The 24,257-nt window shown below is 71.9% G+C and carries 18 protein-coding genes; 5 read left to right on the forward strand and 13 right to left on the reverse strand.

Going from position 1 to position 24,257, the window contains the following annotated elements:
* Positions 1 to 97: 97 nt before the first annotated feature.
* From ABIE67_RS06415 to ABIE67_RS06445, 7 genes are read right to left on the reverse strand one after another with little or no spacing between them, the layout of a single operon-like run.
* Entirely contained in the window at positions 98 to 4,687 is a 4,590-nt protein-coding gene (locus ABIE67_RS06415) for an amino acid adenylation domain-containing protein (protein ID WP_370254698.1), read from the reverse strand.
* Positions 4,684 to 7,881: an amino acid adenylation domain-containing protein gene (locus tag ABIE67_RS06420; RefSeq protein WP_370254703.1), complete on the reverse strand. Its 3,198-nt coding sequence runs from the start codon at positions 7,879 to 7,881 to the stop codon at positions 4,684 to 4,686. Before ABIE67_RS06420 ends, ABIE67_RS06415 begins: the two co-directional genes overlap by 4 nt.
* Positions 7,881 to 8,099 (reverse strand): MbtH family protein, encoded by a 219-nt coding sequence (locus tag ABIE67_RS06425; RefSeq protein ID WP_370254707.1) that lies wholly within the window; start codon positions 8,097 to 8,099, stop codon positions 7,881 to 7,883. The genes ABIE67_RS06420 and ABIE67_RS06425 overlap by 1 nt, the downstream gene beginning before the upstream one ends.
* Positions 8,100 to 8,102: 3 nt before the next feature.
* Entirely contained in the window at positions 8,103 to 8,558 is a 456-nt protein-coding gene (gene panD, locus ABIE67_RS06430; protein WP_370254711.1) for an aspartate 1-decarboxylase, read from the reverse strand.
* 29 nt (positions 8,559 to 8,587) lie between these two features.
* Positions 8,588 to 9,469, reverse strand: a complete 882-nt coding sequence (locus ABIE67_RS06435) for an alpha/beta fold hydrolase (RefSeq protein ID WP_370254716.1) — start codon at positions 9,467 to 9,469, stop codon at positions 8,588 to 8,590.
* 32 nt (positions 9,470 to 9,501) lie between these two features.
* Positions 9,502 to 10,827, reverse strand: coding sequence for an enterobactin transporter EntS (gene entS, locus ABIE67_RS06440; RefSeq protein ID WP_370254718.1), 1,326 nt, complete (start codon positions 10,825 to 10,827; stop codon positions 9,502 to 9,504).
* The gene (locus ABIE67_RS06445) at positions 10,824 to 12,164 is read right to left on the reverse strand and encodes a salicylate synthase (RefSeq protein WP_370254721.1); all 1,341 of its coding nucleotides are present in this window, start codon (positions 12,162 to 12,164) and stop codon (positions 10,824 to 10,826) included. The genes entS and ABIE67_RS06445 overlap by 4 nt, the downstream gene beginning before the upstream one ends.
* Before the next feature lie 147 nt (positions 12,165 to 12,311).
* Between ABIE67_RS06445 and ABIE67_RS06450 the strand changes: the two genes are divergently transcribed.
* Genes ABIE67_RS06450 through ABIE67_RS06460 form a run of 3 tightly spaced genes read left to right on the forward strand, consistent with a single transcriptional unit; the run spans position 12,312 to position 16,079 of the window.
* A complete protein-coding gene (locus tag ABIE67_RS06450) occupies positions 12,312 to 13,940 on the forward strand; it encodes a (2,3-dihydroxybenzoyl)adenylate synthase (RefSeq protein WP_370254724.1) in 1,629 nt (542 codons plus the stop codon).
* Positions 13,930 to 14,994, forward strand: coding sequence for a FecCD family ABC transporter permease (locus tag ABIE67_RS06455; protein ID WP_370254726.1), 1,065 nt, complete (start codon positions 13,930 to 13,932; stop codon positions 14,992 to 14,994). The genes ABIE67_RS06450 and ABIE67_RS06455 overlap by 11 nt, the downstream gene beginning before the upstream one ends.
* Positions 14,991 to 16,079 carry a FecCD family ABC transporter permease gene (locus tag ABIE67_RS06460; protein WP_370254728.1) on the forward strand — a complete coding sequence of 363 codons (1,089 nt, stop codon included), beginning with the start codon at positions 14,991 to 14,993 and terminating at the stop codon, positions 16,077 to 16,079. The genes ABIE67_RS06455 and ABIE67_RS06460 overlap by 4 nt, the downstream gene beginning before the upstream one ends.
* A 2-nt stretch (positions 16,080 to 16,081) precedes the next feature.
* Here the strand turns inward: ABIE67_RS06460 and ABIE67_RS06465 are convergent, their stop codons facing one another.
* Positions 16,082 to 17,083, reverse strand: a complete 1,002-nt coding sequence (locus ABIE67_RS06465) for a hypothetical protein (RefSeq protein WP_370268274.1) — start codon at positions 17,081 to 17,083, stop codon at positions 16,082 to 16,084.
* Between the two features lie 163 nt (positions 17,084 to 17,246).
* Between ABIE67_RS06465 and ABIE67_RS06470 the strand changes: the two genes are divergently transcribed.
* Positions 17,247 to 17,498 carry a heavy-metal-associated domain-containing protein gene (locus ABIE67_RS06470; protein WP_370254730.1) on the forward strand — a complete coding sequence of 84 codons (252 nt, stop codon included), beginning with the start codon at positions 17,247 to 17,249 and terminating at the stop codon, positions 17,496 to 17,498.
* A gap of 106 nt (positions 17,499 to 17,604) precedes the next feature.
* Complete coding sequence (locus ABIE67_RS06475; RefSeq protein ID WP_370254732.1) at positions 17,605 to 19,887, forward strand: heavy metal translocating P-type ATPase; 2,283 nt, start codon at positions 17,605 to 17,607, stop codon at positions 19,885 to 19,887.
* A 62-nt stretch (positions 19,888 to 19,949) separates the two neighbouring features.
* Here ABIE67_RS06475 and ABIE67_RS06480 read toward each other — a convergent pair whose 3' ends face one another.
* The 5 genes from ABIE67_RS06480 to ABIE67_RS06500 all read right to left on the reverse strand — a co-directional run bounded on the left by ABIE67_RS06480 (position 19,950) and on the right by ABIE67_RS06500 (position 24,189).
* Positions 19,950 to 20,402 (reverse strand): phospholipase, encoded by a 453-nt coding sequence (locus tag ABIE67_RS06480; protein WP_370254734.1) that lies wholly within the window; start codon positions 20,400 to 20,402, stop codon positions 19,950 to 19,952.
* Between the two features lie 103 nt (positions 20,403 to 20,505).
* On the reverse strand, positions 20,506 to 21,105 hold the full coding sequence (locus ABIE67_RS06485) for a hypothetical protein (protein WP_370254736.1): 600 nt from the start codon (positions 21,103 to 21,105) through the stop codon (positions 20,506 to 20,508).
* Entirely contained in the window at positions 21,102 to 21,968 is an 867-nt protein-coding gene (locus ABIE67_RS06490; RefSeq protein WP_370254738.1) for a carbohydrate ABC transporter permease, read from the reverse strand. Before ABIE67_RS06490 ends, ABIE67_RS06485 begins: the two co-directional genes overlap by 4 nt.
* A complete protein-coding gene (locus ABIE67_RS06495) occupies positions 21,965 to 22,909 on the reverse strand; it encodes a carbohydrate ABC transporter permease (protein ID WP_370254741.1) in 945 nt (314 codons plus the stop codon). The genes ABIE67_RS06490 and ABIE67_RS06495 overlap by 4 nt, the downstream gene beginning before the upstream one ends.
* Positions 22,906 to 24,189: an ABC transporter substrate-binding protein gene (locus tag ABIE67_RS06500; RefSeq protein ID WP_370254743.1), complete on the reverse strand. Its 1,284-nt coding sequence runs from the start codon at positions 24,187 to 24,189 to the stop codon at positions 22,906 to 22,908. Before ABIE67_RS06500 ends, ABIE67_RS06495 begins: the two co-directional genes overlap by 4 nt.
* Positions 24,190 to 24,257 lie beyond the last annotated feature (68 nt).

Genomic DNA, 24,257 nt, shown 5'->3' on the forward strand with positions numbered 1-24,257 from the left:
TCCGAGCGGGCGGTGGTGTCGGCCAGGCCCGCGCTCTCCAGCCTGCGGCGCAGGAGCTCGCGCTTGCGGGCCGCGAGGTCGGCGGTGGAGGTCTCCGTCACTGGTCTCCGCCTTTCAGGAGCAGTTCGAGGGACGTGGTCCAGAGCGCGGCGAGCCGCCCGATCTCCGTCTCCGTGAAGAGCCGTTCCGGCCACTGCCAGCACACCGAGAGTTCGGATCCGGTGATCACCGCGGAGACGACGAGGGCATAGGGGGCGGGCATCTCCGGGTCGGCGCCACTGCCCATGGCACCGGTCTCGGGTGCGCTGGTGAACACGGCGCTCTCGCGCCGCTCGCCCATCGCCATCCGGCCCAGGTAGCTGAACTGGATCTGGGGCTGGGGCAGTTGGGCGAGCTGGGCGGCCGTGTCGGGGGCGAGGTGGCGGAGCAGGCCGAATCCGATGCCCTTGTCGGGCAGGGCGGCCAGCTGGTCGCGGACGCGGCGTACGTGGTCCGTGGTGCCGGGGTCGAGCCGGACCGGGAAGACGCTGGTGAACCAGCCGAGGGTGCTGGACAGGTCGGCGCCCGGCACCAGGTGTTCCTCACGGCCGTGGCCCTCCAGGGCAATCAGCACGGAGCGGTCGGGGGCGCCGCGCCAGGCCGGTACGGCGAGTGCGAGCGCCGTGAGCAGCACGTCCTGGACGGAGGCGGTGGTCAGGGGTTCGGTGATGTCGGGGCCCAGGGTGGTCCAGTGCCTGCGGAGGGTGGCCCTGGTGTCCTGGGCGGGGTCCAGGGGGCCCGTTCCGAGGGGCGGTTCGGGCCGGTCCAGCACGCCCTGCCAGAAGGGGAGTTCGGGCGACCGGCCCGGCGCCAGCTTCTGAAGCTCCCCCGCCCACTCACGGAAGGGGGTGCCGACGGATGACAGGTCCCTGCCCTCCCAGGCGGCGGCCAGGTCGGCGACGAGCACGCCCCAGGACGCGGCATCGGTCACCAGGTGGTGCAGCACGACCAGGAGCCGGCCCTCGCGACCACCGCCGGCGTCGAACCACAGGAACCGCGCCATCGACCCGGCTGCCGGGTCGAGCTCGGCGACCAGCTCGTCCATCGCCTCCGGCACGAGGGTGCCGATCGCCGTGTGGTCCAGGCGCTCGGCGTCGATCCGGCGAACGCAGTCGACGGCGTGGGCCGTGCCCGCGGGTGAGGCGTGAAAGCGCCAGGCCCCGTCCGCCGCCCGGGCGAAGGTGGAGCGCAGCAGGTCGTGGCGGTCCAGGACGGCCTGGACGGTGCGGTGCAGGCCGTCGAGGTCCATGCCGGGCGGGGTGCGCAGGAAGCGGGCCTGGCTGAGCCGGCGGAAGGGGCCGCTCTGCTCGGTGAGCCAGGTGAGCATCGGGGTGAGCGGGATGTCGCCGGGGTCGGTCACCCGGCGTGCGGGGGTGCCCGTGCGTGCCGCGGCGTCCGCCGCCCGTTCGGCGAGTTCGGCGAGTTCGGCGAGTTCGGCGAGTTCGGCGATCGTGGGCCGCTCGAACACGTCCCGCGGCGAGATCGCCAGCCCGGCCCCCCGCGCCTGGCTGACCAGCCGCATGGACACGAGGCTGTCGCCGCCGAGGGCGAAGAAGCTGTCGTGCACGCCGACCGAGTCCAGCCCCAGCACCTCGGCGAACAGCGTGGCGAGCCGTTCCTCGACCGGGTTCCGGGGCGGCTGGGCGGCCGGGCCCGCGGACCGGGACGGTGCGGGGAGGGCCGCGGTGTCCAGCTTGCCGTTGAGGGTGAGCGGGAAGCCGTCCACCGGGACGAACGCCGACGGCACCATGTAGTCGGGCAGTACGGCGGCCACGGCGCGGCGCAGCGACTCCGCCGTGTCCTCGGCCGGCGGCACGGCCGGGATGACGTAGGCGACGAGGCGCCGTACGCCGGGTGTGTCCTCGCGGACGACGACCGCCGCCCGCTCGACCAGCTCGTGCTCCAGCAGCACCGCCTCGATCTCGCCCGGTTCGATCCGGTAGCCCCTGATCTTGACCTGGTCGTCGACCCGGCCCAAGCACTCCACCAAACCTTCGGCGGTCCAGCGGGCGATGTCGCCCGTGCGGTACATGCGCGCACCGGGGCTGTCGGAGAAGGGGTCGGCGACGAAGCGACTCGCGGTGGCGGCGGGTCGGCCGAGGTAGCCCCGGGCCAGGCCCGCGCCGGCCACGTACAGCTCGCCCTCGACGCCGACGGGCACGGGGTTGAGGTGGCCGTCCAGGATGTAGAGGGTGCCGCCGGCCACGGGGCGGCCGATCGCGGGTCGCTCGGTGAGGGCGAGGTCGCAGTCCGCCGAGTCGACGGTGCATTCGGTGGGGCCGTAGAGGTTGTGCGCGGCGAGCCCGTCGGTGTCCCGCAGGATGCGCCACAGGTCCGGCGGTACGGCCTCCCCGCCGACGCCGAGCACCTTCAGCTGGGCCTGCCAGTCGCCGCCCTGGGAGACGAGTTCGCCGAGCAGGGACGGGGACAGCTCGATGAACTCGATGCGGTGGCGGGCGAGGAAGTCGCGCAGGGCTGTGGGGTCGCGGCGGATGTCCTCCGGCACCATGTGGAGTTCGTGTCCGGCGAACATCCACAGCATGGGTTGCCAGGAGGCGTCGAAGGCGATGGGCCAGGCGTGTCCGATACGGAGGGCTCTGCCGGTCGCTGTGGAGGCCGGGTTGTGCAGGGCGGTGTTGTGGGCGGTGAAGAGGTTGGCTATGGCTCGCTGGGGGATGACCACGGCTTTGGGGCGGCCGGTGGAGCCGGAGGTGTAGATGACGTAGGCGGGGTGTTCTGGGAGCAGGGGGGTTTGGCGGTCGGCGTCGGTGAGGTTGGAGGAGGGGGTGTTCGCGAGGCGGGTCCGTGCATCGGGGGCGTCGAGGAATACGGAGCAGTCGGGGGGGAATGCCGTGTGGCGACTGCGGGCTGTGTGTGGCTGGTCGCGCCCGCGCGGCGGAGCCGCAAATGTCACAGCCCCGCGCCCCTTGACGGGCGTTGCGGTCCTCGTGCTGATAAAAGCCACCGGACCTGCGTCCGCCAGCATCCCCGCGATCCGCTCCTCCGGCCACGTCGGATCCAGAGGCAGGTAGGCCGCGCCCGCCTTCTGGATCGCCAGGAGGGCTGTCAGCGTGTCGGGGGTGGGCGGTAGCGCGAACGCTACGATCCGCTCCGGGCCTGCACCCAACTCGACCAGCCATCGCGCCAGTTGGTTAGCGCTGGTGTTCAGTTGCTCGAAGGTCAGACTCTGCCCGTCCCCGACCACCGCCACCGCGTCCGGCGTACGAGCCGCCTGTGCCTCGAACACCTCCGGCATCGTGCGGTACTGCGGTGTCGGCAGCCGCTCACCCACCCCGCCCGCCAGCAGCGCGGCGCGCTCCTCGGGCCCGAGGGCGTCCAGGGCGGCCAGACGGGCGTCCGGGTCGGCAAGCACCGCATGCACGAGCCGCTCGAAGCGTCCGGCCAGTTCCTCCACCGTCGGGCGGTCGTAGCAGTCGGGGCGGAACTCGAAGACGACACCGAGGCGTTGCTCGGCGAGTACGGCGAGGGTCAGCGGGTAGTGGGTGGCGCCCGAGCCCTTGACCTCAAGGATCCGGAGTCCGGCGGACGCCTCGGCCTCGGCGACCGCGGCCTCGTCGATGGGGTAGTTCTCGAAGACGAGCAGGGTGTCGAAGAGGTCGCCCGCGCCGGCGAGGCGCTGGATCTCGGTGAGGCCGAGGTGTTGATGGTCCATCAGACTCGACTGTTCGTCCTGGAGACGGCGCAGGAAAACGCCTACCTGCTCTCCGGGCGGTACCGTCACCCGGACCGGCACGGTGTTGATGAACAGGCCGATCATGGACTCCGCACCGGCGAGTTCGGCGGGGCGTCCTGCCACGGTCGCCCCGAAGACCACGTCGTCGCGCCCGGTCAGCCGCGCCAGCAGCAGGGCCCACAGTCCCTGCACGACCGTGTTGACGGTGACGCCCCGGCGCCTCGCGAACTCCTGTAGCCGGCCGGTCAGTTCCTCGGTGAGTCGCAGCGTGTGCAGCTCGGGCGGCACCGGGACCAGCCCGGCGGCCGAGGGTGCGAGTACCGTCGGCGCGACCCCGGCCAGCGCCTCGCGCCAGGCGTCTGCGGAGGCTGCGCGGTCCCGGGAGGCGAGCCAGGCCAGGAAGTCCCGGTACGGGCGTACGGGGGGCAGCGGGGCCGTGGATCCGGGGGCGAGCTGGGCGGCGTAGAGCTGGAGGAGTTCGCGGACCAGGAGCGGGATGGACCAGCCGTCCAGCAGGAGGTGGTGGTTGGTGAGGATCAGCAGCCGGCGGTCGGGGGCGCGACGGACCAGCGTCAGGCGCAGCAGGGGTGGGTCGGTGAGGTCGAAGCGGGCGGCGGCGTCCTCGGCGACCAGCCGGGCCACCTCGTCCTCCCCCGTGGCGTCCGCCTCGGCCCAGTTCAAGGGGACCTGCTTGAGTACCACCTGCACCGGTTCGTCCAGGTCCTCGTGGAGGAAGGCGCTGCGGAGGTTGGCGTGGCGGGCGAAGAGTTCCTCGGCGGCGGTGCGCAGGAGGTGGGGGCGCAGGGGGCCCTCGATCTCCACCAGGGACTGCATGGTGTAGACGTCCTGGGCGCTCTCGTCGAACAGGGCGTGGAACAGCAGGCCCTGCTGGAGCGGGGAGAGCGGCAGCACGTCCTCGACCAGGGAACCGTCGTCCCCGGGTGCCTTGCTCATCGAGTCCTCCACCTCGCCTTGACGTTGTCGAGCTGCGACTGGCTGAGTGACACGAGCGGGGCGCCGGTCGGAGTGAACTCCTCGGGCGCGGGGGCGGTTTCGTCGGGCAGGGCGCGGGCGAGCCCGGCCGGGGTGCGGTGGGTGAAGACGTCCCGGGGGGAGAGGGCGAGTCCGGCTCTGCGGGCACGGTCGGCCAGCCGGACGGAGACGATGCTGTCGCCGCCGCGTTCGAAGAAGTCGTCGTGGATGCCGACCCGTTCCAGCCCGAGCACCTCGGCGAAGAGTCCGCACAGCACCTTCTCCGGTTCGGTGCGGGGCGGTTCGAAGGTGGACGTCCGCGTGAAGTCGGGGGCGGGCAGGGCGCGTCGGTCGAGTTTGCCGCTGGGGGTGAGCGGCAGTTCTTTCAGGATCACCACGCCCCACGGGACCAGGTGGGCGGGGAGCCGTTCGGCGAGTGCCCGGCGCAGGGCCAGGGCGTCGAGGGCGGCGCCGGGAACCGCTACGACGTAGGCGACCAGGCGTCGCGGTGCCGAGCCGTCCTCCCTGGCCACGACCGCGGCCCGGCCGACGTCCGGCAGCGCGCGGATCGCCGCCTCGATCTCGCCGGGTTCGACCCGGAAGCCGCGGATCTTCACCTGGTCGTCGGCCCGGCCGAGGAACTCCACCGTGCCGTCGGGCCGGAGCCCGGCCAGGTCGCCGGTGCGGTACAGACGGCTGCCCGGCGGGCCGAAGGGGTCGGCGACGAAGCGTTCGGCGGTGCGGCCGGGTTGGCCGAGGTAGCCGCGGGCCAGTCCGTCGCCGGCGATGTACAGCTCGCCTACCGCGCCGAAGGGGGCCGGGCGCAGGAACGGGTCGAGGACGTGGACGCGGGTGTGGGCGATCGGCCTGCCGAGGGGGACCGGGCCCTCGCCGCCGTCGTGGACGTGGATCAGGCTGTCGCCGGCAGCCTCGGAGCAGCCGTAGAGGTTGACCAGGCGGGCCCGGGGCCAGCGGCGGGTGATGGCGTCGGCGAGTTCGCCGGGGAGGGTTTCGCCGCTGGAGATCCAGGTGCGGACGGAGGAGAAGGCGTCCGGCGGGGCGGATTCGACGAGGGTGGTGTAGAGGCTGGGGACCGCGGTGAGGAGCGTGGCCCGGTGGCGGTCGGCCAGTGCGGCGAGGGCCGCCGGGTCGCCGGTCGCCTCGTCGTCGGCGAGCGCCACCGCCTCGCCCGCGACGAGGGCTCCTAGCAGTTCGGTGAGGCCGTCGATGAAGCTCAGGGGGCTTTTCGCGACGCGCACGCCGGGTGGGCCGTCCGGTGAGTCGTCATCGCCCAGCCGCCGGCCCCAGTGGAGGCGGTTGGCCAGGGCCAGCTGGGTGCCGATCACGCCCTTGGGGCGGCCGGTGGAGCCGGACGTGAAGATGACGTAGGCCGGGTGAGCGGGCGACAGGTACGGTCGCTGTCGCGGCGGTACGGCGGCCTCCTCGGTCGGCGGGCAGACCAACTCCCGCTTGATGTCGAGCTGTTGTGCCGTCACCCTGTCGCAGATCACCAGCCGGGGTCGGGCGTCGTCGAGCATCAGCGTGACGCGGTCGGGCGGGTAGCCGGGGTCGACCGGCATGCAGGCGGCTCCGGCCTTCAGTACCGCGAGGAGTGCGGTGACCAGGTCGGGACTGCGGGGCAGGGCTACGGCGACGACGGACTCCGGGCCGGCGCCCCGCGCGACCAGGGCGGCCGCCAACCGGTCGGCCCGGGCGTCGAGTTCGGCAAAGGTGAGCGTGGTGTCGCCGTGGAGGACGGCGGGGGCGTCGGGGGTGCGGGCCGCCTGGCTCTCGAACAGGGCGCGGACCGTGGGGGGCGGGAGGGGGTGCTCGTCCGGGGCGTACGGCTCGTCGGCGGGTGGAAGCCCCAGCCTGGCCACGGAAGTTGTCGGTTGCCGAATGAACTCCTGGACGAGGACGTCAAGTTGGGCTGCGATGCGGCGCACCGCCGCACCCTCCAGCACGGACGTCCGGTGGCTGAGCGTCAGAGTCAGCCGGGAGCCGGGCAGGGCGGTGAGCGTCAGCGGGTAGTGGGTGGCGTCGTGGACCGACACTCCGGTCATGCGGGGGCCGGCCTCGCCGAGCGCCTGGGCGATGCCCGTGTCGTCGATGGGGTAGCTCTCGAAGACCAGCAGGGTGTCGAAGAGGACGGTGTGTCCGGCGGCGCGCTGGATGTCGGCGAGGCCGAGGTGGCGGTGGTCGAGGAGGGCGGACTGCTCGGACTGGAGCCGGGTCAGCAGGTCCGCGAGCGGCTCGGCGGGCCGCAGCCGTACGCGGACCGGCAGGGTGTTGATGAAGAGGCCGACCATGGACTCGATGCCGGGGACGTCGGCGTCGCGGCCGGAGACGGTGGCGCCTAGCACGACGTCGGTGCGGCCGGTCTGCCTGCCGAGCAGGATCGCCCAAAGTCCCTGGAGCACGGTACTGACGGTCAGCCCGTGGGCCCGGGCGGTGGCCGTGAGCGCCTCGGTGTCCTGCTCGGAGAGTTCCCAGGTCTGCCGCTCCGGCTCCTCGGCCGGAAGGTCCCGGGCGTCGGGTGCGATGAGTGACGGCTCGTCAAGTCCCGCCAGGGCAGCCTGCCATGACCGCTCGGCTGCCGCGCGGTCCTGGCGGGCCAGCCAGGCCAGGTAGTCGCGGTAGGGCCGTACGCGGGGCAGGGCGTCGAGGTCGCCGTCCGTGGCGTACAGCTGGAAGAGTTCCCGCACCAGGACGGGCGCGGACCAGCCGTCCCAGAGCAGATGGTGGGAGGAGATCACCAGGCTGTGGTTCCGGTCGTCGAACGTGACCAGCCGGAACCGCAGCAGCGGTGGCCGGGCCAGGTCGAACCGCTCGGTCCGGTCCTCCGCCAGCAGCCGCTGGAAGGCCGGCTCGCGCTCCTCCGGCGGCAGGGCGGACAGGTCGGTGACCTGCCAGGGAACCCTGACCGCGCTCCTGATCACCTGGACCGGACGCCCGGAGCGCTGGGTGCGGAACGCCGCCCGCAGATTGGCGTGCCGGGCGAGCAGCTTCTCGACGGCCACACTCATGCGCGCTGCGTCGAGCGGCCCTTCGAGGCGGAGGGTCGTCCGGCCGGTGTAGACGTCGTGGCCCTGTGCGTCGTACAGCGCGTGGAAGACCATCCCCTCCTGCATGGGTGACAGGGGGAGGACGTCCTCCACGGCGGGGCGGCCGGCCATCAGCCCTCGGCCTGGCGCATGGCCTCGGCCAGGCTGCGCGGGCGCATGTCCGTCCAGTGCCGCTCGACGTACTCCAGACAGGCGGCCCGGTCGTCGGGGCCGTGCACGGACGACCAGCCCTCGGGTACGGGCGCGAAGTCCGGCCACAGGGAGTGCTGGCCCTCGTCGTTGACCAGAACGTGGAAGACACCGTTGGCGTCGTCGAAGGGGTTGGCCATGGCTCAGTTCCTCTCCTGCTCGCCGGACTGACGTGGCGCGGTGTGGGTGAAGGCTCCGGTGAACTGGTCGGCCGCGCCCGGTACGGGTTCGGCGGGGTCGGCGCCGAGTGCGACGACCCGGTTGGCCTTGTCGACGTGGACGACCCGCGGCCGGTGGGCGGCGCGCTCGGACTCGTCGAGTACGGCGAAGGACATGATGATCACCAGGTGACCGGGGTGGACGAGATGGGCGGCGGCGCCGTTGATCCCGATGACGCCGCTGCCGCGTTCGCCGGTGATGGCGTAGGTGGTGAGTCGGGCGCCGTTGTCGATGTCGACGACCTGGACGGCTTCGCCCTCGACGATGTCGGCGGCTTCCATGAGGTCCTGATCGATCGTCAGGGATCCCACGTAGTGCAGATCTGCCTGGGTGACGGTGGCTCGGTGGATCTTGCCGTTCAGCAAGGTGCGGTGCACCATGACCCCCTGAGGAGACTACTTAGGTGAGGCTAACCTAAATCAACAACCGCCGGTGCGGAAGAACGGTCGCGGAAAGAACGGCCACGGATAGAACGGTCGCGGAGAGAACGGTCGCTGAAGAACTCCAGAAGCACCCGGTTCACTTCGTCGGGCCGCTCCAGATAGCCGTAGTGCCCGCAGCCCTTGATCTCCTGGTAGACGGCACCGGGGATGGCGTCGGCGACCTCCCGCCCCAGGTGCGGCGGCAGGATGACGTCGTCCGCGAAGCCGACGACGAGGCAGGGCACGTCGATGGCCCGGTAGGCGTCCAGCCGGCCTTCCGGTACCTGGAGGTCCAACTGGGCCCGCACGCCGGGCCCCTTGGGCTGCGGCGAGAATGCGAAGAGCTCCAGCCAGTCCTGGATCTGCCGGTCGTCGTCCAAGGTGGCCGGTGACAGGTTCTCCAGGGCGCGGATCCAGGCGGTGTAGGCGGGTGGCAGCTCCAACCCGCTGTCGTACAGGCCACGTTCGGCCCCGGCCATCGCGGCGCGCAGCAGGTCCGTACGGCCACGGGTGGCCATCAGAACGCCCTGCTCCACGAGTTCGGGCCGGGCCAGCATCAGCTCCTGGACGACGTACGCCCCCATGGAGACGCCGACGAAGCGGCACGGCGCGAGATCGAGGTGCTCGGCCAGGCCCGCCGTGTCGGCCACCAGGTCGTCGACGGTGAAGCCTTCCGGGCACTCGTCGGTCGGTGGAATGCCCCGGTTGTGGAAGGTGACGACCCGGTGACCGGCCCGGACGAGCGCCGGCACCTGGTGGAGGTGCCAGGCCCGTCCTCCGGCGCCCTGCCCCATCACCAGGATCACCGGCTCGCCCTCGCCGGTGTCCTCGTAGTGGAGCCGGATTCCGTTGATCCGCGCGCTCGGCATGGTTCTCCGCCCTGTCGTGGGAGGGGCTTGCGTCAGTCGGCTGCCGGAGAGGCCTCGGCGGGCGTCGCCCGGCCGTCGCCGCCTCCGTCCCCGTCGGCGTCGGCGTCGGCATCGGCGTCCGGAGGCCGGCTGAGCGTGGCCTTCCGCAGCCCCGGCATGGCCAGGGCCAGCACCCCGACCCCCGCCAGACAGACCACTCCCCCGAGCACCACGGCACCGCTCGACGAGCCGAGCGCCCTGGCGACCAGGCCCGCCTCGACGTTGCCGACGGAGGGGCCGGCGGTGGCCTGGGCGAGCCACAGGCTGCCGACGCGGCCCTGGAGCCGGTCCGGCGTGTAGTGCTGGAGCAGGGCCCGGCGCAGGATCTCCGAGGCGGTGTCACCGAAGCCGGCCAGGGCCAGGAAGGCGAGGGCGAGCCACAGGTCGGGGCTGAGCCCGAAGCAGGTGATCGCCACGCCCCACACCGCGACGGCCCCGATCAGCGCCCGTCCGGTGTGGTGCACCCGGCCGGTCCAGCCGCTGGTCAGCGCGCCGAAGAAGGACCCCACCGCGGGGGCGGTGTAGAGCAGTCCGACGGTGGACGGGCCGCCGCCGAAGTGCTCGGTGCCGAGTTCGGGGAAGAGCGCGTACGGCATCGCGAAGACCACCGCGCACACGTCGATCAGCAGCAGTCCGGCCACGACCTGGTTGCCGCGCAGGAAGCGCAGCCCCTCCCCCATCGCCTTCAGCGGATGCTGCGCCTCGGCCGGCCCCTCGGGGGCGAGCTTCGGCAGCGGGGCGAGCAGGGCGAGTCCCACCACGTAGATGGCCGCGTCGATCGCGAAGCACCAGGCGACACCGGGGCCGGCCGCGATCACACCCGCGAGGGACGGCCCGGCCATGCCGCCCAGTTGGGCGGTCAGGGTCGTCAGCGCACCCGCCGCGGCCAGCTGTCCGGGCGTCACCAGGGCCGGGGTCGCGGCCATCAGGGCGGGACCGCCCAACCCGGCGGTGAAGCCCGCGAGTACGGCCGCCACGAAGACGAACCACACCTGCGGACCGGGCAGCGCCGCGTTCACCGCGAGCCCCGCGATCACCACCGCGGTCACGGCCCGGGTGCTGAGCATGACCTTGCGCCGGTCGACCCGGTCGGCGAGCAGACCGCCCGTGACCAGGCCGACCAGCAGCGACAGGCCCAGCACCAGGCTCATCAGGCCCACTTGGACCGACGAGCCGGTGAGGTGGTAGATCTGCAGGCTGGCCGCCACCGAGGTGAGGTGGGTGCCCACCATGGAGATCGCCTGGGTGGCGAAGACCAGTCTGAAGTCCCTGCTGGAGCGCAACGGCGCTACGTCGACGACCACTTCCCCCAGCTTCACGCGCGCCCCTGACCCTGGGCGGGGACGACGTAGGGGGCGACACTGCGGAGTTTTTCGCAGGTCTCCTCCAGTTCGCGAGCCGGGGTCGAGCCGGCGAGGATGCCGGCGCCCGCCCGCAGCCAGGTGCGGCCGGCCTCCTCGAAGATGCTGCGCAGGACGAGCGCCGCGTCCAGCGCGCCGTCGCTGCCGGCCCTCAGCACCGCCCCGCTGTAGATGCCGCGCGGTTCCTTCTCCAGCCGCGCGATGGAGTCGTACGCGGGGCCCTTGGGGATGCCGGAGGCGGTCACGGCGGGGAACACCGCACGCAGGGCGTCCCAGGCGGTGGCGGTCTCAACCAGCAGACCGTGCACGCTGGAGCCGAGGTGCTGCACGCTGCCGCGCCGGCGGACGGTCATCAGGTCGCGCACGGAGACCGTGCCCGGCCGGCAGACGGTGGCCATCTCCTCCTCGGCCAGTTTGACCGACAGCACGTGTTCGCTGATCTCCTTGGGATCGGCGAGGAGTTCGGCGCGCAGGCGCTCGTCCTCCTGCTCGCCGAAGCCGCGTGCGCGGGTTCCGGCGAGCGGCTGGGTGACGACCTCGCCGTCCGCGGTGACCTCGGCGACGGTCTCGGGGCTGAATCCGGCGACCCGGCGCCCGCCGAGGTTCACCAGGAAGGATCGGGCCGGGGTGTTGTGCGAGCGGCCGTGGACGTAGGTGGCGACGAAGTCGACCGGGAAGGGCACGTCCACGGTCCGGGAGAGGATGACCTTCTGCAGCTCGGTCGTCCGTATCTCCTCGATGGCCTGGGCCACCATGTCCGGGTAGCGGCCTTCGCCGTCCGAGACGTCGACGGGTCGGGGTACGGCGGTGCGGTGATCGCCGGTGCGGTGCGCGCCGGTGGGCTGGAGTAACCCGGTCAGCGCGTCCAGCGTCTCCTGGTCCGCGCTGCGGATGAGGACGCCTTTCTGACCGATCCTCACTTCGCTGTGCGGAACCAGCAGATGGAGCAGATCGTCGTCGCCGGCCCGGTCGGGGCGGCCTGCGTGGAGGTGGGAGAACTCGAACGCCATCCAGCCGTAGGCGTTCCAGCCCTCGACGGCCATCCGGTGCAGTTCCTCGTGGACCTGGCGCAGCGGGTGTGGCCCGAGCGGGGTCGCGGTTGCCTCGTCGAGCCATCGGCGGCGGATCTCGGAGCGCCCGACCAGGATCTCGCCGAGCGTCCCACCGGCGAACCAGAAGTCGCCGTTCTGTTCGTAGATCACGTACTGGTCGAACAAGCCCGACTCCGCCAGCCCTGCCGCCAACTGGACGGGGTCTCCCGGCAGTTCCGTCTCCGCGCTCCGATAACGCAGCAAGGACCTACCTCCCTGAACTTAGGTTAACCTAACCTAATCAGTAAGACCCTAGCCTCCCCGGCGCGGCGCCGTCCAGATCACACCCCCAGGCTTGACCCCACTGAATCATTAGGCAAGCCTTTCCTAAACAGCAGGCGGGAGTTGAGGATGCTCGACGGTTGGGTGCCCTGGCCGGAGCCGTTGGCCGAGAAGTACCGCGCAGAGGGCTACTGGGAAGGCCGGCCGCTGGACCGGCTGCTGGGGGACAGTGCCGAGCGGACGCCTGGACGGACCGCACTCGTCGACGCCGACGGCAACCGATGGACGTACGCCGAACTCGATCTGCGCGCCGACCGGATGGCGGCGGGGCTGCGGCGGCTCGGCATCGGGAGCGGCGACCGGGTGGTCGTCCAACTCCCCAACACCGACGCGTTCGTGGTGCTCTTCTTCGCGCTGCTGAGGGCGGGCGCGATACCGGTGCTCACCCTGCCCGCGCATCGCGAGAGCGAGATCGCGCATGTCGCCGAGGTGTCCGGCGCCACGGCCTACGCGATCCCCGACCTGCACGACGGCTTCGACCACCGCGCGCTCGCCAGGGCCCTGCGCAAGACGGTGCCCGGCGTCGAGCACGTCCTGGTGGCGGGCGACGCCGCCGAGTTCACCGCGCTCACCGACCTCCACGCCGACCCGGTCCCGCTGCCCGTGCCCGACCCCGGAGACGTGGCTCTACTGCTGCTGTCCGGCGGCACGACCGGCAAGCCGAAGCTCATTCCGCGCACCCACGACGACTACGCGTACAACGTCCGCGCCAGCGCCGAGGTCTGCGGCTTCGACGGCGACACCGTCTATCTGGTGGTACTGCCGACCGCGCACAACTTCGCGCTGGCCTGCCCCGGCCTGCTCGGCACGCTGATGGCGGGCGGCACCGTCGCACTCTCCCCCACGCCGAGCCCCGAGGACGCCTTCGCGCTGATCGAGCGGGAGAAGGTCACCGCCACCGCGGTGGTCCCGCCGATCGCGCTGCTGTGGCTGGACGCGGTGGAGTGGGAGGAGGCCGACCTCTCCTCGCTGAGCCTGCTCCAGGTCGGCGGCTCCAAGCTCGGCGCCGAGCCGGCCGCCCGGGTGGCACCGGCCCTCGGCTGCACGCTCCAGCAGGTGTTCGGCATGGCCGAGGGCCTGCTCAACTACACCCGGCTCGACGATCCGCCCGAGCTGGTGACCGGCACCCAGGGCCGCCCGATGTCCCCCGCCGACGAGATCCGCGTGGTCGACGCGGACGACCGCGACGTACCGCCGGGCGAGAGCGGCGAGTTGCTCACCCGCGGCCCCTACACCCTGCGCGGCTACTACCGGGCCGCCGAGCACAACTCCCGCGCCTTCACCACGGACGGCTACTACCGCACCGGCGACCTGGTCCGGATCCTGCCCTCCGGGCATCTGGTCGTCGAGGGCCGGGCCAAGGACCAGATCAACCGGGGCGGCGACAAGATCTCCGCCGAGGAGCTGGAGAACCACCTCCTCGCCCACCCCGGCGTGCACGACGCGGCCGTGGTCGGCATGCCCGACGCGACGATGGGCGAGCGCACCTGCGCCTACCTCGTCCCGCGCGGACAGGCCCCGGGCCAGCGGGAGTTGGCCGCGTTCCTCACCGAGCGCGGGGTCGCCGCGTACAAGCTCCCCGACCGGGTCGAGGTCATGGAGACCTTTCCCCGCACCTCAGTAGGCAAGATCGACAAGAAGGCGCTCGGCCGGCTGATCGCCGAACGCCTCCGCGCGGAGGGCATCGGTGGCAACTGAGGCCGGTTCGGCCCCTCTTGTACGGACGGACAAGGCCAGCAAGCAGTCCCCCGGGCGCCGCAACTCGACCCGCACGCTGGCCGTGCTCGGCGCCCTGCTCCTGCTGCTCACCGCCGCGACGCTCAGCCTCGCGGTCGGCTCGCGCGCCCTGTCGCCGGGCGTGGTCTGGGACGCGCTGCTGCACGACGACGGGTCGACCGCGGCGTCGGTCATCTGGGACGTCCGCGTACCGCGCACCCTGGCCGGCATCGCGGCGGGTGCGGCGCTCGGGGTCGCGGGCGCGCTCATCCAGGCGCTCACCCGCAACCCGCTGGCCGATCCGGGACTGCTCGGCATCAACGCGGGTGCCGCGACCGGGGTGGTGCTGTCCATCACCGTGCTGGGCATCACGAGCCTGTGGGCCTCGGTGTGGTTCGCCATGGTGGGCGCGGTGGTGGCGGGTCTGCTGGTGTACTCGCTGGCCTCGGGCGGTCGCGGCGGCGCCACTCCGGAGCGGCTCGCTCTCGGCGGTGCGGTGATCGCCGCCGTGTTCACCGGCATCAGCCAGACCCTGATGCTGCTCGACGCCCAGGCCCTGGACCAGCTGCGGTTCTGGAGCGTGGGTTCGCTCGCCCGCGCCGACGACGAGACCCTGACGACGATCACGCCGTTCGTCGCGGTGGGCCTGGTGCTCGCGCTGGCGCTGGTCCGGCCGCTGAACGCGCTCGCGCTGGGCGACGACGGCGCCCGGGCGCTGGGCGCGCACGTGGACCGCACCCGCTTCCTCGGTCTCGCGGCCATGACGCTGCTGTGCGGGGCGGCGACCTCGGCCGTCGGCCCGCTGGTCTTCGTCGGTCTGGCCGTCCCGCACATCGCCCGCATGATCGCCGGGGCCGACCAGCGCTGGACACTGCCGTTGTCCCTGTTGCTGGCGCCCGCCCTGCTGCTCTTCGCCGACGTCCTCGGGCGGGTCGCCGTACGCCCCGACGAACTGGACGCGGGCGTGGTCACCGCGGTGGTCGGCGCGCCGGTGTTCATCGCCCTGGTCCGCTGTCGCAGGGCGGTGACGGCATGACCGCCCCAGTGCCGACCCAGGTTCGAGGCCGGGCCTCCGGCCCACGCACCCGTTCCCATGTCGTACGAAGCCGCTCGCACCGTTTCTCCCTACGGGTGGACGTGCGCGCCCTGACGGTCGGCGTCCTGGTGCTGGCCACCACCGCCGCGGTCGGCGTCCTCGCGCTCGGCACCGGCGAGTACGCGATCTCCCCGGCGGACGTGGTCCGCACGCTGCTGGGCAACGGCAGCCCGCGCACCGACTTCGTGGTCAACGACCTCAGGCTGCCCCGCCTGCTGACCGGCATCCTGGTCGGCGCGGCGCTCGGCCTGAGCGGCGCCCTCTTCCAGAGCCTGACCCGCAATCCGCTGGGCAGCCCCGACATAGTCGGCTTCACCTACGGCTCCGCCACCGGGGGCCTGCTGGTGGTGCTGCTCGTCGGCGGCACCGGCGGGCAGATCGCCGTCGGCGCGGTGGGCGGCGGCCTCGCGACGGCCGTCCTCGTGTATCTGCTGGCGTGGCGGCAGGGCATCCACGGCTACCGGCTGGTGCTGGTCGGCATCGGCGTGAGCGCCCTGCTCCAGGGCGTGAACGCCTACCTGCTCGCCAAGGCCCGCTTCACCCAGGCCGCGCAGGCGATGGTGTGGCTCAACGGCAGCCTCAACGGCCGGGGGTGGGCGGACGTCCGCCCAGCCGCGCTCGGCCTGCTCGTCGTGCTGCCGCTGGTGGCGCTCGCCGCGAGCCGGCTGAAGATCCTGGAGATGGGCGACGATGTGGCGGGCGGGCTCGGCGTGCCCGTCCAGCGCACCCGGCTGGTGATCCTGGTGCTGGCCACGGCCGCCTGCGCGGTGGCCACCGCGGCGGCCGGTCCGATCCCGTTCGTGGCCCTCATCGCCCCGCAGCTGTCCCGCCGGCTCACCCGGGCCCCCGGCCCCAACCTCCTCGCCGCCACCTGCACCGGCGCCTTCCTCGTGGTCACCGCGGACTTCGCCTCCCAGCGCATCCACGAGTCGGCCCAGCTGCCGGTCGGTGTGGTCACCGCGGTGGTCGGCGGGGTGTATCTGGGGTTGCTGCTGCGCAGGCAGCGGAGGGCGGGGCGGATCTGAGGTCAGTGGCCGTGACCGGGCTCGTCCTCGTGCTCAGCTGAGGACGAACCCGAGGACGTGTCCGAGGGCGCGTGCGAGGGGGTGCCCGTCGGGGCGGTCGCCGCACCGGCCCGGACCGTGAACGCCGCGGTGTGCACCTCCCCTTCGTGCTTGAAGTCGAGGAACAGCCGGTATGTGCCGCTGCTCGGCGCCGTCGCCGTGAACGAGATCTCCGGGCCGGGCTTCGTCGTGCCGTCGCCGGGTTCGCCGTTCGGATGGACGTGGAGGTAGGCGAGGTCGCCGGAGCGCAGGGCCACCAGGTGGCCGTACGCGCCGAGGTAGGGCTGGAGGTTGGTCACGGGGTGACCGTCGCGCGAGACCTTCAGCTTCAGCTCGCTCTCCTTGCCGGGGCGCAGACCGCCGTCCAGCCGGACGTCGTAGCCGTGGATCTCGGCGGTGGTGTCAGGCGCGGGCAGCCGCTGCGGCGCGTAGGTCCCGGCGGCCGCCAGGTCCGCGCCGAGGGTGAGGTTCTCGGCGTCCTTCGTCGCCGGGGTGAAGTCGGCGAAGACGCGGTAGCCGCCCGCGCGGGGCAGCTCGACGGGGATGCTCCAGGTGCCGTCGGCGGCGCGGGTGGGGTGGAGATGGCGGTAGGTGCCCAGGTCGCGTGAGGCCACGATGAGGTGGAGTTCCTTCTCGTGCTCGCGCTGGTAGGCGGTGACGGCGCGGCCGTCGTCGTCGCGGATGACGAAGCTCAGGTCGGAGCGCTTCCCGGCCGTGACCTCCGGGGTCCTCAGGTCGAGGGTGTAGCCGCCCTCGGAGATCTGCAGCCCGCCGGCCGGCTTCGTCTCGTGCCCGCCGTGTCCGCCGCCTCCCTCCGCTGTTGGTGACTCCTCACCGTGGCTCTCGTGGCGGGCGGGCGCGGGGTCCTCGACGACCGGGTCGACGGCTTCACCCACTCCGTACGCGGTGCCGAAGGTCGCGGCCAGTGCGGCGGCGAACGCGGTGATCCTCAGTCCGGCATGCATGGCGGTCTCCAACGGGTCGATGCCTTGGATACGATCCTTCACTGCACTTCACAGTACCCCTAGGGGGTATAAAGTCAACCCGGATCAGCACTTGCCTCGCCTACCCCCTGGGGGTATACATGGACACAGCCAAGGATACCCCCACCCCGTATCCTGGTCGACCATGACCGCGCCCTTTCGGGAGGAACGCATGTCCACCCTGTCCACCACCACGTACGCCGTCTCCGGGATGACCTGCGGCCACTGCAAGGCCACCCTCAGCAAGGTCATCGGCGAGCTGGACGGCGTCACGGAGGTCGGCGTCGACCTCGCGACCGGCCAGGTCACCGTCACCAGCGCCGCCGAGCCCGACGACGCCCTGGTCGCCGAGGTCGTCGACGAGGCCGGCTACGAACTCACCGGCCGCGCGGCCTGACCCGGCGGCCCCGCACCCCCGCACCCCCGCACCGTCGGAACCGGCCGCACCGGCCTCCGCCCGCACCCCCGCACCTCCCCGCACCCGCCCCGCACGAGGAGCAGCGATGACCACCACCGCGTCCCACCCCACGGCCGAGGTAGAGCTCGCCATCGGCGGCATGACCTGCACCTCGTGCGCGGCGCGCATCGAGAAGAAGTTGAACCGCATGGACGGTGTGACCGCCACCGTCAACTACGCCACCGAGAAGGCGAAGGTCAGCTACGGCGACGAGGTCTCCGTCCAGGACCTGATCGCCACCGTCGAGGCGACCGGGTACACCGCGCAGGAGCCCGCGCCGCCCGTGCGGGACGCCCAGGAGGCGCAGGACGCGCAGGACGCGTCCGGGCGCACCGGCGGCCACGATGAACTACGGCCGCTCCGGGAGCGGTTGATCACCGCTGTGACGCTCGCCGTGCCCGTCGTCGCGATGGCTATGATCCCGGCCCTCCAGATCGAGTACTGGCAGTGGCTGTCGCTCACGTTGGCGGCGCCCGTGGTGACGTATGCCGCCTGGCCCTTCCACAGGGCGGCGTTCACCAATCTGCGGCACGGTGCCGCCACCATGGACACGCTGATCTCGGTCGGTACGTCGGCCGCGTTCCTGTGGTCCCTGTGGGCGCTGTTCCTCGGCACGGCGGGCGAGCCGGGGATGACGCACCCCTTCGAGCTGACGATCTCCCGCGGTGACGGCTCCGGGAACATCTATCTGGAGGCCGCCGCCGGTGTCGTCGCCTTCATCCTGGCCGGGCGGTACTTCGAGGCGCGTTCCAAGCGCAAGGCGGGAGCGGCGCTGAAGGCCCTGCTGGAGCTGGGCGCCAAGGACGTCACGGTGCTGGGCGCGGACGGCGGTGAACGGACCATACCGGTCTCGGAGTTGAAGGTCGGCGACCGCTTCCTGGTACGGCCCGGCGAGAAGATCGCCACCGACGGCACGGTGGTCGAGGGCTCTTCGGCCGTGGACGCGTCGATGCTCACCGGAGAGTCCGTACCGGTCGAGATCGCCCAGGGCGACGCGGTCACCGGCGCCACGCTCAACGCGGGCGGCCGTCTCGTCGTCGAGGCCACCCGGGTCGGCGCCGACACCCAACTCGCCCGGATGGCCCGGCTGGTGGAGGACGCCCAGAACGGCAAGGCCGCGGCACAGCGGCTCGCGGACCGGATCTCCGCCGTGTTCGTGCCGATCGTGATCGCCCTCGCGCTGGGCACCCTCGGCTTCTGGCTCGGCAACGGTGCCGGCCCGGCCGCCGCCTTCACCGCCGGGGTCGCCGTACTGATCATCGCCTGCCCGTGTGCCCTGGGCCTGGCCACGCCGACCGCGCTGATGGTGGGCACCGGGCGGGGCGCGCAGCTCGGCATCCTGATCAAGGGCCCGGAGGTGCTGGAGTCCACGCGCAGGGTCGACACGATCGTCCTCGACAAGACGGGCACGGTGACCACCGGCCGGATGACCCTGCTCGCCGTGCACACCGGCGACAACGCCGAGGAGGCCGAAGTCCTGCGTCTCGCGGGTGCGTTGGAGCACGCCTCCGAGCACCCGATCGCCCGCGCCGTGGCAGACGGGGCACTGGAGAAGCTGGGTTCGCTGCCCACGCCGGAGGACTTCGCGAACGTGCCCGGTCTGGGAGTGCAGGGCGTGGTCGACGGCCACGCGGTGCTCGTGGGCCGGGAGCGGCTCCTCGGAGAGTGGGCCATGGAACTGCCGGAGCACCTGGCACACGCGAAGTCCGAGGCCGAGGCGGCCGGTCGTACCGCCATCGCGGTCGCCTGGGACGGCGAAGCGCGCGCGGTCCTGGAGGTCGCCGACGCGGTCAAGGAGACCAGCCCGGAGGCGATCCGGCGACTGCGCGACCTCGGTCTCACCCCGATCCTGCTGACCGGCGACAACCGGGCCGTGGCCGAGTCCGTCGCCCGCGAGGTCGGTATCGCGCCGGAGGATGTCGTCGCCGAGGTGCTGCCGCAGGACAAGGCCGACGTGGTCAAGCGACTGCAGGGCGAGGGCCGTTCGGTCGCGATGGTCGGCGACGGCGTCAACGACGCGGCCGCCCTGGCCCAGGCCGATCTGGGACTGGCGATGGGTACGGGCACGGACGCCGCGATCGAGGCCGGCGACCTCACCCTGGTACGGGGCGACCTGCGCGTCGCCGCCGACGCCATCCGGCTCTCCCGCAAGACGCTCGGCACCATCCGGTCGAACCTGTTCTGGGCCTTCGCCTACAACGTCGCCGCCCTGCCGCTCGCCGCGGCCGGACTCCTCAACCCGATGATCGCCGGCGCGGCCATGGCCTTCTCCTCGGTCTTCGTCGTCGGCAACTCGCTGCGGCTGCGCTCGTTCCGGGCCGCGGACTGATTCCTCACAGAGGAAAGTGAGGGCGCCGCACACGCGGCGCCCTCGACCGTTTCGCAGGCCTGTCAGCCGAAGGCCTTCACTGCCTGGTAGTACGTCCAAGCGGTGCTGTTGCAGGCCGACTTCGTCGCACCGCTGTAGCCGGCGCACACGCGTTTGAGGTCCTCGTAGAAGGCGCTGTCGAGGCGCGACTTGTTGGCGCTGAAAGTGCCCAGAGCCTTGTAGTTGCGGTAGCCGAAGTCGTGCCGGGCGCAGGACGTGGAGAACGGGAAGCCGAACGGGTTGTCCGGGGAGGAGGAGCAGTAGTCGGTGGACCAGTCGAAGGCGTAGGCGGACCAGGCGGACTGGTTGCCACGGGCGGCGACCCAGGCGTTGTAGCTGGACGCGCTGGTCTGGGTCCAGCTCGCGAGGACTTGGGGCTTGTCCGCCGGCGCGGCGTCGGCGGAGGAGGCGGCGCCGAGGACGGAGACGAGGGACAAGGTCGAGGCGGTCAGTGCGGTGGCGAGTCTGCGGTGCATTCCACACCTCCATGAGACTGCGACCCGTCCCTCGGGTCGCAGGTTCATGACAAGATGATTCACATGCCAACCATCCTTCACACCGCATGTGCCCCAATGCTTCTCAACTCTTGGATATGACGGCCTGTCGGACGTGAACGGCAGTCAGCGCCAGGGCCAACGGACCCGGCGCGAGAAACGCGAGCGGCACCAGCATCCAGGCGCACAGGGCGGCGGTCGCCACCGCGAGCAGCACCAGGCCGCTGCCGCCCACATCCCGCACCGCGTCCCGGGCGGCCGCCCGCACGGCGGACCGCCAGTCGCTGAGCGACTCGGGGCGGGCGCAGGCCCTGAGGCCCACGACCAGGGCGGCCACACCGATGGCACCGGCCACCACCGCGAACAGCGACGCACCCGGCAGCCCCGCCCCGGCGAGCGCCAGATCGGCGGCGACCAGCAGCGCGCCGGCGAGGGCGACCAGGCCCGCCGTCAGATCACCGCCCCGCAGCCGCCGCCGAAACACCGCGAAGTACCGCCCGGCGGTGGCCGGTTGCCCCTCCCCCGCCCCCCGCAGCACCGCGCACGCGGTCGAGAGGGCGGCCGGAACCGTCACCAGGGGCAGCGACATCAGGGCCGTGGCGAGGCCGACGCTCAGCATGTCGGCGAACAGGGTCATCCGCGGCCCGAAGACCTCGCCCGGCTCACGTGTTCCCACGTCGCTCACCCCTTGAGTCCGGAGCTGGCCATGCCCTCCACCAGCAGGCGCTGGAAGGCGAGGAAGAACAGCACGATCGGCAGCAGCGCGATCACGGACATCGCGAACATCGGGCCGAACGCCGAGGTGCTGGAGGCGTCCACGAACGACCGCAGGGCGAGCGTGAGCGTGAACTTGTCCGGGTCGAAGAGGTAGATGAGCTGGGTGAAGAAGTCGTTCCACGTCCAGATGAACGTGAAGATCGCCGTGGTGATCAGCGCGGGGCGGGTGAGCGGCAGGACCACCTTGAAGAAGCTGCGGAAGGGGCCACAGCCGTCGATGCGTGCCGCCTCCTCCAGCTCACGGGGCAGTCCGCGCATGAACTGCACGATGAGAAAGACGAAGAACGCCTCGGTGGCGAGGAACTTCGGCAGGATCAGCGGCCAGTAGGTGTTCACCAGGCCGAGCTGGTTGAAGATGATGTACTGCGGGATCAGCACCGCGTGGTGCGGCAGCATGATCGTCGCGATCATGAACGCGAACAGCGGCCCGCGGAAGCGGAATCGCAGCCGTGCGAAGGCATAGGCGGCGAGCGAGCAGCTGATCACGTTGCCGAGGACCGCCCCGCCCGCGATGAGCAGCGAGTTGGACAGCAGCCGCCAGATGGAGACGTCGTTGACGCCGTCCAGGGCGGTGGAGTAGTTCGACCACTCCAGGTGGCTGGGCAGCAGGTCGAGGCTCGCGATGACCTCGTCGGCGGGCTTGAGCGAGGTGGCCAGCAGCCAGGCCAGCGGGTACAGCATGACAAGCAGCGCGGCCAGACAGCCGATGTGCAGGGCGATCCTTCCCCAGGCGACGGGCTTGCGGACGGCCGGAGTTGTGGTGGTGGTCATCGGTCCCCCTCGGACGCGTAGAAGACCCAGGAGCGCGAGGTGCGGAACAGCACCGCCGTGACGGCACCGATGACGATCAGCAGGACCCAGGCCATGGCGGAGGCGTAGCCCATGTGGGAGGCGACGAAGCCGCGGTCGTAGAGATAGAGGGTGTAGACGAGGGTCGAGTCGGCGGGGCCGCCCTTGCCGGCGCCGATGGCGAAGGCGGGGGTGAAGACCTGGAAGGCCTGGATGGTCTGGAGGACGAGGTTGAAGAACAGGACCGGGGACAGCATCGGCACCGTGACGGACACGAACTGCCGCCATTTCCCTGCCCCGTCGACCGCCGCGGCCTCGTACAGCTCGCCGGGGATCTGCTGGAGTCCCGCGAGGAAGATGACCATCGGCGCGCCGAACTGCCACACCGTCAGCAGGGCCACGGCGAGCAGCGCCCAGCCGGGCTTGTTGACCCAGCCGCCGGTGCCGAGCAGGTTGTCCACCGTGCCGCCGTCGTTGAAGACCGCGCGCCAGACGAGGGCGATGGACATGGAAGCGCCCAGCAGCGAGGGGGCGTAGAAGGCCGACCGGTAGAAGCCCTTGCCCCGCTTCATGGACTTCAGGGCGAGGGCAACGGCCAGGGCGAGCGCGAGTTGTAGCGGCACGGCGATGACGACGTACGTCAGGGTGGTCATCACGGACCGCCAGTAGCGGGGGTCCTCGGTGAACATCTGGACGTAGTTGCGCAGGCCCACCCAGCGCGGCGGGTTGAACAGGTCGTAGTCGGTGAAGGACAGGTACAGCGACACGGCCATCGGCAGCAGGGTCAGCACGATCGCGCCGAGCACCCACGGGGACAGGAACACCCAGGCGGGGCCCTGGCTTTCGCGCTTGGGGCGGCGCTTCGGGGCGGTGGTGGCCGCCGGTTTCCTGGCGGCGGGCGCGGGGATGTCGGTGGTGGTCATGACCTCAGCTCCGCCTTCGCCTCGGTGACGTAGTTCTCGGCCGCCTCACGGGGCGACATGCGCTCGTACGACACCTGGTCGTAGTCACGCTGGAAGGTTGCCTGCAGGGCGTTGTCGCCGGAGGGCGGGGCCTGCGGCGGGGCTTTGAGGGAGCCCTCCAGGGACGCCTGGTAGTCGGCGATCGTCTTGTCGAAGTCCTTGAGCTGCGACTCGGTCCGCTCACGGATCGACTCGTTGACGGGGATGCCGCGGGTGGCGCCGAGGATCTTCGCCGCCTGGGCGTCGTTGATGAGGAAGTCGACGAGCTGGGCCGCCTCCTTCGGGTGACCGGTGCCCGCCCCGACGCCCAGGAACATCGACGGCTTGAAGTACTGGCCGGGGGTACCGTCCTCGCCGGACGGCATCGGCGGGAGCGCGACACCGCTCGGTATAAGGGCGAGGAAACCGCTGGCCGGGGCGTCCCAGTTGGAGTCGGCCGTGGCCTCGCCGCGCCCGAGCGGGGTGTTCTCCACGGAGCCGTCGAGCTGGGTGGTCTGCTCGGCGGGCGAGACGGCTCCCTCGCGCCGGAGCCGGTCGGTGAAGGTCCACCAGCGGGTCAGGTCGTCGGCGGTGAAACCGAGCCCGCCGTCCTTCGTGTAGAGGGACTTGCCCTGGCCGCGCAGCCAGACCTCGAAGCAGTCCTCGCTCTGGCCGGGGTCGGTGGCGCCGGGCTTGCCGGTCTTCTCGGCCAGGGCCCGCATGGCGTCGGCCCATTCGCTCCAGGTCCAGCTCCGGCCCGGCAGGGGCACACCGGACGCCTTCCACGCCTTGACGTCGTAGGCGACGGTCTCGGTGCCGCGGCCCTGGGGGATCGCGTACTGCGTGTCGTCCAGCCGGCCGGTGGCGAGCAGGCCCGCGTCGATCTCACCGGTGCGCAGTACGGCCTTCTCCTTGTCGAGGTCGAGCAGGACGCCGCCGGAGGCGTACTGGTCGATCTGCCGGTAGTCGAGCTGCATCACGTCGGGGGCGTCGCCGCCCGCGGCCTGGGTGGCGAGTTTCTGCTTGTAGGCCTCGTAGGCCGAGAACGACGTCTGCACCTGGATGTTCGGGTGCTGTTTCTCGAACAGGGCGACGGCCTGCTCGGTGCGCTCCGCGCGGTCGGGGTTGCCCCACCACGTGTAGCGCAGCACGACCTTGCCGCCGCCGACCGACTCCCCGGATCCTCCGCACCCGGCCAGCATCGTGCAGAGCACGAGTGCGGCGGCCGACGCGCAGAACCCCTTCGTCCTGTGTCCGGGCATGCCGAGGTCACCTCTTCTCTCCTCGGGCTTTCTGTTGGCCCCCCTCTGCCCCCGCCCCCCTGAGCCTG

Origin of the sequence: Streptomyces sp. V4I8, from assembly GCF_041261225.1 — a bacterium.
GTDB lineage: Bacteria > Actinomycetota > Actinomycetes > Streptomycetales > Streptomycetaceae > Streptomyces.